This window comes from uncultured Shimia sp. (assembly GCF_913054185.1).
GTDB lineage: Bacteria > Pseudomonadota > Alphaproteobacteria > Rhodobacterales > Rhodobacteraceae > Shimia.
The window spans coordinates 1-12,327 of record NZ_CAJXIV010000112.1; the positions used below are offsets into that span (position 1 = coordinate 1).

A 12,327-nucleotide genomic window follows, 5' to 3' on the forward strand; every position below is an offset into this window, starting at 1 on the left:
CGACGCTGCCATTCCCCCAGCATTCGTTCTGCTCCAGAGCCTCGCTTTCCGAGGAAAAAAGGACGATGCCCGCTGCTCTATTATTGTGGCAGCGATTGGCGATGATCTGGCTGTCATGTGAGGAAAACAAGCAAATACCGCTGCGTGCGTTGGAAACCTCGGTTCCTTCAACGGATACGGCTGAGCTGTTTGAAATGCACAATCCGTGCACGGTGTCACCGCAGCCGGTGATCGTCAAACCGCTAACTTTGGGCGCATCGATCGCGTCCAGCCAGACCAGCCCCCAACGAACAGTTTTTTCTGACGCAGGCGGATCAATTGGTTCTAAATTAGGAAATTCCCGCGTGGCTATGTTGGCTTCACTTGCGTCAATCGTGATATCGTTCAGAACAATGTCTCTGCCAGATTTCGCCGAAAGGACTGGACCATCGCCATAAAACTTTAGGGTGGTATCTTTGCCCCCCAACGTGATGGCCGTGGGGATTATCAGCGTGTCCGACCCCTCAAACTGCCCCGGGCCCAAAACCACGTGCGTGCCCGGTGCAGCATCCGCCAAAGCAGAGGCAACCCCAACCCAACCGTCGTTGACTGTAACCGTAACTTCCATTCTCACCCCGCTCAGGGCAAGAAAACGCATGGCAGTCTATTGGTCAATCATTGGTTGAGGAGATTCGTGATTTAGTCACGTCAATCTCGCACAGTTGCCTCAAGATTGATTTCACTTACGCTCCATCTCAGCGCCATAGTGCTTTGCAGCGGCATCAATATTTGTGGGCTCAGACCTGCCTTAGGACTCTGAAACTGGATTGTTCCGTTTGAAGGTCAGCTTTCGGGAAGCCTAGACAAGCTGTTTGCACTTGCGGCAATACCAGTCGTTTTCGTTCGACTGAGGTCCGCTCTGGGCTGGGAGCCGACCTCAAGGCACAAATGCTTGTCCAACGAGCTCTTGGCGGGCTTCGACGAGAGGTGCCGATGGCGGCAATGGGCGGCATCGCGCAGATTGTAACCTTTGCAATGTCCGGATTTTCACCCAAGAACACAGTCTAAGATAGCTGCGATGCCGCGTGAGAAGCGGTCACTGATGAGAGCTGCAGCGAAGTTTTTGGGGTTCGAGGGCAGCAATGCGGACAATGCGGACCAACGATCTTGGCCACGAACTGACCAATTTGGCATCAATCCTGATCGTGATTATTCCCAGACCATGCCGACCAACCGTCCGCAAAATCGTGAACATTGGTGTAGCCCCAATCTAGCGCCATGGCGCTGGCTATGGCCGAATGGGGGCAAGCCGAATGGTTGCAGTAGAATACTATTGCTTGATCTTTTTTTGCGTGCTTCGCCAAACTTTCCTCAGAAAACTGCGTGTCGAGTTTAAGGCCAACAGCACCACGAATGTGCGCAAGATCATATCTCCATTCACTTCTGAGGTCGACAAAAACTGCGCCTTGCGAATACAGTTCAAGTGCCCGTTCAAGGGCAATTCGTTCAGCCCCCTCGACGACAAACTCGCCCGAGGCTGTTTCTGTGATTAAGTCCGTGCGGTCGCTATTTTCTTGCGCGATTGACTGGTTGGCGCCAATTCCCGTCACGGCTAGCACCGCAGCTATCATCAATAAGAATTTTTGCATTGCCCGCCTCCATCCCCTGCAACGCTATCACGATCGGGAAACAAGGTCCAAGAAGTGACCGCACTGGGCTCAAAGCCGCCGTGCGGCGGTGCGGCAGCACATCTGCAGCGAAATCACGTTTGATCAACACCGCCCAGTGGCCAGTGTCAGCCCAAAGCGGTCATGGTCGATCTGCATGGTTGGCGATCCCATGGCATTCCCAACAGTCGGATGGATTGCCACCGTTCGCCTCAAGTCAACTCAGTGTAGATGTTCACATTAGTGACCAATTGGTCATGCAGTGCAATGGGCTCAGTTTTGGGCCTGCAAAGCCAAAGATTTTCCACCAACGTGTTCGGGAAGATTGCTCACGTTCAGGAGAATGGCTTCTCAGTCGTTGAATTTTTGGCCGGACAAAACCAAAGTCCCGCATGCGCAAGGCATGGCCGACCAACCAATCTCTAGGCGGTTTTGGCGTTTCAAACACAGCACCGACTTAGGTGGTTCTCTAGCCGTCCTCGGCAGCCAGCGTTACGTCAAATTCGACATGTAGAAAAGGTTCGTTCACTGCGCCGGACAAGACCATCCCTTCTGGGAATTCGGATGCAGGTCGTTTGTGATACGTCATCACAAGATCGTCGCGCACGCCAAAAACTGTGTCTTGATCCAAATAGAGATCATCCTCAGGGAAGATTTCGGTGACCAAGGTCCGATAACCGGGTGCCTTTACGATGTAGTGTAGGTGGGAGGGGCGCCACGGGTGACGGCCGCAGGCCCGCAGGATGTCCCCAACAGGGCCGTCAGACGGCACCGTGTATTCCACGGGCTTCACCGTGGTAAAGCTGTAACGCCCATCGTCGCCAACGGTCATGAGGCCGTGAAACGAAAACGTGTCCTGGTCCTCGTCCTGGCTGGCGTACATCCCATTTGGCGCTGTTTGCCAGATGTCGAGCTCCGCGCCGGCGATCGGGTTTCCGGCCTCATCTTTGATGGTGCCTTCCGCCAATAGCACTGGCCCGCCGTAATGGCGTTTCATGTCGCCGCCAATGGCAAGTGGCGGGGCGCCTGACACATGGAACGGCCCCAACACTGAGGAGCTTGTGGCCGTTGGGCTGGAATGTAGCATGTCCACCAGGGACGACAGGCCCAGCACGTCAGACGCCAAAACAAACTCGTGCCGATCCTCAGTTTCCACCGCGGCGCAACCTTCGAGAAAGGCGATGCCGGCCCGCCATTCTTCGTGTGTCAGGTTTGTTTCCCGGGCAAAGTCATGCATGTGCCGTACAAGCGCCCCCATCACTTCGCGCACACGAGGCGTGGTGTCTTCGGACAGGTAGCCCATAAAAACGTCGGTGATGTTGTCTTTGGTAACGGTGCGCATAGGGCGGCTCCTTAGATGAGAGCAAGGCTGAGAATTGGGAATTGGATCAGGATGAACAGGATGATCAGCATGACAAAGGCGAAGGGCAATGCCCCCATGAAGACGTCTTTGAGCGATATTCGGTCATCGTTGATCGTCGATTTGATGACAAAGCAAGAGATGCCCAGAGGCGGTGTGAGCAGGCCGATTTCAGCACCGACAACCGTGATAATACCAAACCAAATCAGCGACATATCCAGCGCTTCTGCCAGAGGCAGGAAAAGCGGCACAACAATCAGGATGATTGACGCGGTGTCCAGAAGCGTGCCGAGAAACAACATCAGCACAACGTAGAACAGCATGATCGTCCAGAATGACGAGGTGTTGCCCGCCAGAAGGTCCTGGAGTTGGTTCGGCAGACCGGCCAATCCCAACATACGGCTATAAATCGATGCGGCGGTGATGAGGAAAAGGATCGCGGCGGTGATGTGTCCGGTTTCCAAAAGCGCATCCCAAAAGGCTTTGCGCGACATCGACTTTCGCGCCACGGCAATGATCAAGGCCACCAATGCGCCTGTTGCGCCCGCCTCAACCGCCGTCAGCCATCCGGTGTAAATGCCACCCAAAACAATAGTGATGAGCCCCACCGTGGGCAGCGTCTTGGACGCGATCTCACGCCCTGACATCCATTCGCTATCCGCAACCGTTCGCCCACCAACGAATTCCGGAGTAAACCGTCCCATGAACCAAATCGCGCCAACATAGGCGATGGCCAGCAGTATTCCGGGAATAACGCCTGCAAGGAACATATCCCCGACGGATTGTTCAGCGACAAATGAGTAGATGATCAACATCGCCGACGGCGGAATGATCATGCCCAATACCGACGATCCGGCGACCACCCCCACGGCGAACCGCGGGTCGTAATCCTGTGCCATCATTTGCGGCACGCTCACTTTGGTGAACACTGATGCGGAGGCGATCGAGGAGCCGGTCACGGCGGCAAATACGGCGTTGGCGCCAACCGTGGCCATGCCAATCCCGCCTTTGACCTTGCGAAACCGCATGGTCATGACTTCGTAGATGTCTTTGCCCAACCCAGCCTTTGATACGATAAGCCCCATAAAGGTGAACAGCGGAATGGTGGCAAAGCTATACTCCATCGCACTGTCGCCCACGGCGACCTTCAACAGGTTCAATGCCAGCGTGAAGTTATCCCGCATGATCCAGATCGACAGGAACGACACCACCCCCAGCGCAATGGGAATATACACGCCGGAGTAAATCAGGAACACAATGGCAATGACCGAGATCAGGCCAATTTCGATCGGAGTCATTGAGAGGCCTCATCGTGTTCGGGCGCACGGATCAGTTCCGGGCGGTCTTGAGCGCTGATAACTTTGAAAACGAAAATCAGGCAGGAGAGAGCTGTGCCGCTGGCGATCACCAGTTTGACTGGCCACCAGGGTAGGGTGAACAATCCGGGCACCCCAAAGTAATCCTGCGTGTGCCACATGTGCACAAACTCCGGAAAGGTCACATAGGCGATCAGCCCCATAAAAATCGCAGACACTGCGTTGATAATGCGACGGATGTTGGCGGCAAGTTTCGGGCGGCGCATATGAATGACACCAAGCAGGCCGTCCGATCTGGTTAAGCGATCGACGCGGACAACATCGGGCAATTGCAAGAACACAATCATCACGACGGAGAATTGCACAATCTCATATGTGCCCCGCAAGGGGGATGAAAACAGGCCCCTTGCAATCACGTCGACATTGAGAACCACCACCAACGCCAACACAACAAGCGTGCCCAATGCATTGGAGGTAATGGCGAGAGTGTTGGCGACCCGAGACAGGGCATTGACTGCCGACTTTAGCATTGTGTGGCCCTTCCTTGGGTCGCCGAAGGCTTATTTCGCAGTCCAGTCACGCACACCGGTGTATCCGGCATCCGCAAGCTTGCCGATGTAGGCTGCAAGCATTTCGCTACCTTGCTCACCATTGCCATTCAGGGTTTCCGCCCATTCCTGAGCCACGTTGGGCATCGCATTGGCCCAAGCGGTGCGATCCTCTGCGGACAGCTCCACAATTGTTCCGCCGGCTGCGACATAGGCGTCGCGAGACGCGGCGGCGCGGTCCATTGCAATGCCAGCAACATGATCACGGTAATCAACCGCCACAGCTTGGAGAACGTTCTTGACGTCGTCTGGCAGCTTGGCCCAGTAATCCGCATTTACGGTTACGGTTTTGGAGTTCACCGCGCCCAGATCCGCACGCAGCATGTAAGGTGCCACTTCGGCGATTTTGAAGGTTTTCGCCGCTTCTGGCCACAGCATCGCGCAATCCACCAATCCGGTTTGCACCATGTTGTAGAAATCGGTCAGCCCGCCGCGCACACCAGCCGCGTCTTTGATGCCTTCAAGGTAGCGCAGGTTCAGGCCCGCACCGGCAATTTTGCGCCCCTCAAGATCCGCGACCGACGACACCTCTTCGGAGCAGAACACTTGATACGTGTCCAGAACAACACCGGTGGCCAGATACACTTGGTTTTGCGCAGCAAACTCATTTTGCATGGCGGGGAACTCTTTGGCGATTTCGTCGACGGCTTTGGCCACGGCGCGGGCATCGCTCGCCACAAAAGGCGTTGATCCGGAAATGCCCTGGCTTGGAAGTTTAGAGGAGTGGAAAATCGTGGTCACAATGCCGATGTCGCCGAGGCCGAGTTGCACGCCTTCGAGCACGCCTTTGGGCTTAACAATCGATCCGCCATAGTTTTCCTGCCAGTTCATTTTGTAGGCGCCAGCATCCGCCAGCCGGCGATCCACCTCAGGAATGAAGAAATTCGAGAACTCTTTGACCCACAATGCCCGGTCAGGGTAGCCATCGATCACAACCGCCGAGACAGTTTCCTGCGCGGCCGCTGGCATGCCCATAACCGTGGCCATCGCGGCACCGAGTAGGCTGAATTTTGCGCGTTTCATCATTGTTTTTCCTCCCAGAAAGACAGGCCTTTTGGCCCTTTGATTTGGTTCAACCGGTTTTGACCCAATTCACAGTTAGATCCGTTCCAGCCGCTTCGAATAGCTTCGCAATCGCACAGTATTTGGCCGTTTCTGCTCCCACCTCAGCCAGCTCCTCCAAACTGGCTGACGTGTCGCAATGCACCGTGAGTGTGACTGCGGGAAACGGCAGATCGATTTCTTCTTCCATCAACACGCCGCGCCGATCAAATTTGCAGTTCGCGTCAATTGTGACTGTGCCCAAATCCACCCCCAAACGGGCGGCGTTTTTGTGGCCAATCACATTTGTGCAGGCAATCAGCGCCGCAAGCGCGGTTTCTGTGGGCGACGCCCCCAAATTTGTCCCGCCCCGTTCAAGCGGCTCATCAATCGTGACGGTCAGATCGCGCATGGGGATTTCAGTACGTGCATGGCTTGGGCACGCGGCTGTGGTTCGGTAGGTCACAACGGTTTTCATACGAATGGCCACAATGATGCCTCCTCAGGCGAACGTGCAGACTTGCTCAAAGGCAAAGCGCGGCAGTTTTTGAAACAATGCCGTTTCGTCCGCATAGCCAATGTTGCACAAAAAGTTGGATTTCAGCGTGGTGCCGGCAAAGAACTCTTCGTCGACAACTGTGTTGGAAAAGCCCGACATCGCGCCGACGTCCAGTCCCACCGCGCGGGCCGCGATCATAAAGTACGCGCCTTGCAGCGTCGCATTCCGGTCAGCGGTGTCTTTGACATACTCCGGCTTTCCGTCAAACAGATGACGTCGGTCTTCATGCGGAAACAGGAAGGGCAATTCTTTCCAGAATTCCATGTCCTGCGCGATGATCGCAGTCACCGGTGCCCCCATCATTTTTAGCACGTTCTGCGGCTTGAGTGATTTCGCCAGCCGCGCTTTGCCCTCTGGGCTTTTGACAAACACAAACCGCGCCGGCAGCGTGTTCATGCTTGTCGCGCCGTTGATGGTAATCTCGTATATCTCTTCCAGCAGCCCGTCGGGGATCGGCTTGTCCGTCCACGCATAGTGAGAGCGCGCCTGTCGCAAGATCAGGTCGATCGCATCGCTGGACAATCGCCCGATCCGCCCCCGCAGATCGCGATGATCCTGTTGGGCTTTGGCGCGCAATGCGTCCAGCTTTGGTCCGGTCGGGGCGTTCATACCGCAGCGCCTTTACTGGTGACGTCCTGCTCATCAACGACGGGGCTCGCGCAAATGCCGATGCCTTCAATCTCGATTTCCACCGTCTCGCCAGGTTTGAGCCAGCGCGGGTTCGGTTTTTTGGCATGGCCGACGCCGGGCGGCGTGCCCAGTGCGATCAAATCGCCGGGTTCAAGTGTGGTGTATTCCGAAATGGTCGCGATCACTTTGCGCACGCCCCAAATCATGTTCGCTGTGTTGGAACTCTGCAAAATTTCGGTACCCACCCGACTTTCAATTTTGAGGCCAGACGCGCCTTCGGGAACTTCGTCCTGTGTGACGGTGAACGGGCCAATCGCGCCGGTGTCGTCAAAGTTCTTGCCCGGCGTCCACTGGTGCGTTTTGCGCTGATAGTTGCGCACCGACCCATCGTTGAAAACGGTGTAGCCAAAGACATGATCCAGCGCATCGGCTTCTGAAATGTGGCGCCCGCCTTTGCCAACGATGAGCATCAATTCAGCTTCATAATCCAGCTGTTCGGAGCACGCAGGGCGCACCATTGGCTGGCCCGCAGCCATGATCGAGTTTTTGCCCCGCATGAACAAAGCGGGATACTCGGGAATCTCGTACCCGCCTTCCTTGATGTGGTCGGTATAATTCAATCCCATGCAAATGATGGTGCCCGGCGCGGCAATCGGCAGCGCCGGGACGATCTCATCAATCGAAACGCGCGGAGCATTTGCAATCTGGCCGGAAAGTGAGTCGATCAAGTCAGGCTGAGCAATCAGCCCCATCAAGTCAGCGCCGACGTTTGGGTCCAAAGCCGTTAAATTTACAGCATTTCCGCCAATCACAGCAAACACCGAAGTGCCCCCTGCAGTCTCGCCCACCAGATATTTCATCGTTGTAATCCTTGTCTGTTCTCTTGATTTCTGCCTACTATTTTGTCATATGTCAAATAATATCGATATTTTTGGAGATCCACATGGTTGCCTGGTCAAATTACAAATCAGAAGCAAAGAGCCGTGGCGCGTTGGCTTTGGAGCTATATGTGGCGCACAGCACTCCGGCCAAAACACCGGAAGATGTCAAAGCGTCCCTGCCGGACCATCTTGCCTATCAAGCGGCACTGGAGCGCACGGGGCATCTGGCATTTGCGGGGCCGATGTCGGATGAAACTGGCGAGCATATGCAGGGTGTTGGTTTGATCATCTATCGCGCCGAGAGTTTGGACGCGGCGCGGCAACTGGCCGAAAATGACCCAATGCACAAATCTGGTGCGCGCAGTTTCGTGCTGCGGCGATGGCTGATAAATGAAGGGTCATTCACCCTGTCCGTCGGGCTGTCGACAGGCGGGTGCACCCTTCGCTGACGCGCACCGCAACACTGAGCAATGACCCCGGGAACACGCAACATGAACGTCGTGACTGACACCGAAAGCAAAGAAACCTCGGCCACCCATGGGGCCTATCTCAAGCTCCGCGATTTGATACTCACCGGAGAATTGCCACCCGGAGAAAAGCTGAAGATCGAACAGCTGCGCAAGCTATTGCAGACCGGAGCCAGCCCCGTGCGGGAGGCGCTCAGCCTCCTGACGTCAGACATGTTGGTGGAGCGGATCGACCAGCGTGGGTTTCGCGCGGCCCCCGTCGGCAAGGCCAATTTCGAAGAGATTTTGATGTTGCGCTGTACCTTGGAAGAGGCTGCTCTGCGGGCGTCCATTCAAAACGCGGATGCCGCATGGGAGGACCAATTGGTCCTGCGCCACCACCATATGAAACGCGCGAACGCGCGCAAATCCACTGACTTTGAAGACGCGCATAAGGCCTTCCATATGGCACTGCTGGACAATGCCCGCCTGCCAATGCTCACGCGGTATTGCTCACAACTCTACGATCTCAATATCCGCTATCGCTATCTTGCCGCCGGTGGGCCGAGCTATCAGAAACGCGACATCGCGGCAGAACATCAAAGCATTTTGGATGCCGCCTTGGACCGCGACGCAGATGCCGCAACCGCACATCTCATCGAGCACTACCAACGCACCGGTGAATACCTCAGCAGCCTGATGAAAGCGTGATATGCAGCGAAACTGGTTTCTTGGCGATCTGCTGACACAGTTGTTTGACCGCCCGGGTCAAATGCGCGGCAAAGACGACCCCCGATCCATCACGGATCTTTGTGACGCCTTGCTGTCGGCTGAGGGTGAAGTGTCCGGTTTCAAACTGGCCACGACCGTTTTGGACCGCTACCGCGCATTGGAAGACGAGGACAAACTCGCGTTTTTCAAATATCTGAACGAAGCTCTGGAAATCGACCCGGATCTGGTCGCCGACCTTGCGACCCAATATGCCAACGATCGCAGCATTGAGGGGTTCACCCGTCTGAGCCATGCCGCTGAACCGCGCCGCCAGGAATTATTGCGTCGCCTGAACCAGCCGACCGGCGCGACGCAGGAATTGGTCGCCATGCGCGTCGATCTTTTGCGATTTGTGAAGTCCCACCCGGACTTGCGGCGCACCGATTTTGATTTTGTGCATCTGTTGCGCAGTTGGTTCAATCGTGGGTTTCTTGTGTTGAAGCAAATCAGCTGGGACACGCCCGCGCGGATATTGGACAAAATTGTCGCTTATGAAGCCGTGCACCGGATCAGCGACCTCGAAGATTTGCGGCGCAGGCTATATCCGCCAGATCGCCGGTGTTTCGCGTTTTTTCACCCATCCATGCCCGATGAACCACTGATTTTTGTCGAAGTGGCTTTGACAGCGGATGTGCCGGGATCCGTTGACGAGCTGCTGTCAGAGCGACGGGAGCCTTTGCAGGCGGATCAAGCCGCAGTGGCGGTGTTCTATTCGATCTCAAACTGTCAAAAAGGGTTGGCCGGGATCAGTTTTGGCAATCTTCTGATCAAGCAGGTGGTGGCCGAGTTGGCGTTAGAGACGCCCAGCATTCAAACCTATGTAACACTGTCCCCAATCCCCGGGTTGCACCGATGGCTCGCCACCCAGCGTGAGGATGCCGCCCACGGACATGTTGCACAGGCCATTCTCGCAAACACCGCCCCGCCAGATGATCTGCGCGCCATGGCCGCGCGCTATCTGTTGTTGGCCAAGCGCGACGATGGACTGCCGGTTGACCCTGTGGCGCGGTTCCATCTTGGCAACGGAGCAGAGGTGCATGACCTCCATGCCAGCGCCGACACGTCAGACAACGGCATGGCCCAATCCGGCGGCGCAATGGTCAACTATCTCTACGACCTCAAGCACACAGAACGTCAGCACGAAGACTTTGCCACAAAGGGCACCGTCGCTGCATCACGCGCGGTTCAAACTATGTCCAACGCCGCGTTTGACACACCACTCAAGGAAAAAACGGCATGACCAACACGCTTTATGATGCCTTGTTCGCCCCGCACGAGCGAAACCCCGCTGTTTTTTTGCGCTGTGACGATGGCACAGCATTGCGCTATGACGCGTTCCTTAAGCGTGCGGCACAGCTGGCCCACGTCCTAAAAAACGCGGGTGTTCAACCAGGTGATCGGATCGTTGTGCAAGCGCCAAAGCTCAGCGACACAATCGCGCTTTACGCGGCATCTGTGCAGGCCGGCGCCGTCTATTTGCCCCTCAACACCGCCTATACCGAAGCGGAACTCGGCTATTTTATTGAGGACGCAGACCCAAGTCTGATCGTGTGCGATGCCAAGAATGAAGCCGCAATCAACATGCTCATAAGCGGGAGGGCGACACCGGTTTTGACCCTTGGCGGCTCCTCCGGCAGCCTGAGCCTTGCGGCCAACGACATGCCTGACAGCTTTACACCTGTTGACCGCGCGCCCGACGATCTCGCGGCCCTGCTGTACACGTCGGGCACCACCGGGCGCTCCAAGGGGGCGATGTTGAGCCACAAAAATCTGCTCTCCAATGCCATTTCGCTGACGAACCTGTGGGAAATCACCAATCAGGATTGCCTGATCCATGCCCTGCCGATCTTTCACACACACGGGTTGTTTGTGGCCATGAACACCTCCCTTCTGGCAGGCGCCGAAGTGCGGTTGCATACGGCATTTGATGTCGAAAAGGTCCTGTCTGACTTGCCAAGTGCAACCCTGTTGATGGGGGTGCCAACCTTTTACACCCGACTGTTGTCTGACACAGGGTTCACCGAAGAATTGGTTCAAAACATGCGACTGTTTGTATCTGGCTCAGCCCCACTTTTGGCCGAAACCCATCGTGAGTTTGAAGCGCGCACCGGCCATCGCATCCTTGAGCGTTACGGGATGACCGAAACCAATATGATAACCTCCAACCCGTATGATGGGGAACGTGTCGCGGGCACGGTCGGTTATGCGTTGCCGGGCACAGAAGTGAAAATCACTGATCCAGAGACGGGCAAAACACTACCGGCCGGTGACATTGGCATGATCGAGGTACGTGGCGACAATGTCTTCAAGGGCTATTGGAATATGCCGGTAAAAACTGCTGAGGAGTTGCGCGCATCGGGCTTTTTCCTCACCGGGGATCTTGGCACTCAGTCACAAGACGGTCGGCTGGCAATTGTTGGGCGCTCAAAGGATCTGATCATTTCCGGCGGGTACAACATCTATCCCAAAGAGATCGAGGATGTGCTGAACGACGTCCCAGGGGTAGTTGAAAGCGCGGTTTTTGGTGTGCCAAACGCCGATTTTGGCGAGAGCGTAATTGCCGCGGTCGTGGCGGAGCCCAATGGCGCACTGACTGAGCAAGCCTTAAAGGATAGCGTGGCATCAAAGCTAGCGCGATTTAAGCACCCGCGCGCGTTCAAGTTTATGGACACATTGCCGCGAAATACGATGGGCAAAGTTCAGAAGAACGTTTTGAGGGAGGCATACGGACCCTAAAGAGCATCCGCGCCAAAAAGCCAAGTTTAGTAGGGCAGGTAAGGTTTGGCGCTTTTCACGGGACCCAAAAGCCGATTTGGTCTCGGAGCTCAAAAAAAACGGTGTTCGTGCTCCGGCGACAGCGAGCGAACATGGAAACAGACTTTGCAAACTCCGTTATCTGCGCTTTGCCGACCTTGGCGTCCAGCGCAGCACTCATGTCCCGAGCAATTGAGCTTCGAATGGCCGCTTCCACCGATCTTGCTCAAAGCATGTGCAGCCGCAGCTAATGACCGCAATCCGCCCACTGCGACTGCGTGCTTGCGATCGGTCAGCGGGGAGGCAGCCCGACTT

General features: G+C 55.8%; 13 protein-coding genes. 4 read left to right on the forward strand and 9 right to left on the reverse strand.

Annotation, left to right across the window (positions count from 1 at the left end; genetic code table 11):
• The 9 genes from QZ517_RS17745 to QZ517_RS17785 form a co-directional block, all read right to left on the reverse strand.
• On the reverse strand, window positions 1-556 hold a 556-nt coding region (locus tag QZ517_RS17745), incomplete at its 3' end, for a right-handed parallel beta-helix repeat-containing protein (protein WP_294229569.1).
• Window positions 557-1,172: 616 nt separating this feature from the next.
• Entirely contained in the window at window positions 1,173-1,628 is a 456-nt protein-coding gene (locus QZ517_RS17750) for a rhodanese-like domain-containing protein (protein ID WP_294229572.1), read from the reverse strand.
• 487 nt (window positions 1,629-2,115) lie between these two features.
• Complete coding sequence (locus QZ517_RS17755) at window positions 2,116-2,988, reverse strand: dioxygenase (protein ID WP_294229575.1); 873 nt, start codon at window positions 2,986-2,988, stop codon at window positions 2,116-2,118.
• Between the two features lie 11 nt (window positions 2,989-2,999).
• Window positions 3,000-4,304, reverse strand: coding sequence for a TRAP transporter large permease subunit (locus QZ517_RS17760; protein ID WP_294229578.1), 1,305 nt, complete (start codon window positions 4,302-4,304; stop codon window positions 3,000-3,002).
• Window positions 4,301-4,852, reverse strand: coding sequence for a TRAP transporter small permease subunit (locus QZ517_RS17765; RefSeq protein ID WP_294229581.1), 552 nt, complete (start codon window positions 4,850-4,852; stop codon window positions 4,301-4,303). Before QZ517_RS17765 ends, QZ517_RS17760 begins: the two co-directional genes overlap by 4 nt.
• Before the next feature lie 30 nt (window positions 4,853-4,882).
• Window positions 4,883-5,956: a C4-dicarboxylate TRAP transporter substrate-binding protein gene (locus tag QZ517_RS17770; protein WP_294229584.1), complete on the reverse strand. Its 1,074-nt coding sequence runs from the start codon at window positions 5,954-5,956 to the stop codon at window positions 4,883-4,885.
• A 46-nt stretch (window positions 5,957-6,002) separates the two neighbouring features.
• Entirely contained in the window at window positions 6,003-6,461 is a 459-nt protein-coding gene (locus QZ517_RS17775) for an OsmC family protein (RefSeq protein ID WP_294229587.1), read from the reverse strand.
• A 12-nt stretch (window positions 6,462-6,473) separates the two neighbouring features.
• On the reverse strand, window positions 6,474-7,139 hold the full coding sequence (locus QZ517_RS17780) for a malonic semialdehyde reductase (RefSeq protein WP_294229590.1): 666 nt from the start codon (window positions 7,137-7,139) through the stop codon (window positions 6,474-6,476).
• Window positions 7,136-8,020 carry a fumarylacetoacetate hydrolase family protein gene (locus QZ517_RS17785; RefSeq protein WP_294229592.1) on the reverse strand — a complete coding sequence of 295 codons (885 nt, stop codon included), beginning with the start codon at window positions 8,018-8,020 and terminating at the stop codon, window positions 7,136-7,138. Before QZ517_RS17785 ends, QZ517_RS17780 begins: the two co-directional genes overlap by 4 nt.
• 83 nt (window positions 8,021-8,103) lie before the next feature.
• On the opposite strand from QZ517_RS17785, the gene QZ517_RS17790 reads away from it, so the two are divergent.
• Genes QZ517_RS17790 through QZ517_RS17805 form a run of 4 tightly spaced genes read left to right on the forward strand, consistent with a single transcriptional unit; the run spans window position 8,104 to window position 11,994 of the window.
• Window positions 8,104-8,490: a YciI family protein gene (locus tag QZ517_RS17790; RefSeq protein ID WP_294229594.1), complete on the forward strand. Its 387-nt coding sequence runs from the start codon at window positions 8,104-8,106 to the stop codon at window positions 8,488-8,490.
• 42 nt (window positions 8,491-8,532) lie between these two features.
• On the forward strand, window positions 8,533-9,198 hold the full coding sequence (locus tag QZ517_RS17795; RefSeq protein ID WP_294229597.1) for a GntR family transcriptional regulator: 666 nt from the start codon (window positions 8,533-8,535) through the stop codon (window positions 9,196-9,198).
• A 1-nt stretch (window position 9,199) separates the two neighbouring features.
• Window positions 9,200-10,498: a malonyl-CoA decarboxylase gene (locus QZ517_RS17800; protein WP_294229600.1), complete on the forward strand. Its 1,299-nt coding sequence runs from the start codon at window positions 9,200-9,202 to the stop codon at window positions 10,496-10,498.
• Window positions 10,495-11,994 (forward strand): AMP-binding protein, encoded by a 1,500-nt coding sequence (locus tag QZ517_RS17805; RefSeq protein WP_294229604.1) that lies wholly within the window; start codon window positions 10,495-10,497, stop codon window positions 11,992-11,994. The genes QZ517_RS17800 and QZ517_RS17805 overlap by 4 nt, the downstream gene beginning before the upstream one ends.
• The last annotated feature ends 333 nt before the right edge of the window (window positions 11,995-12,327 follow it).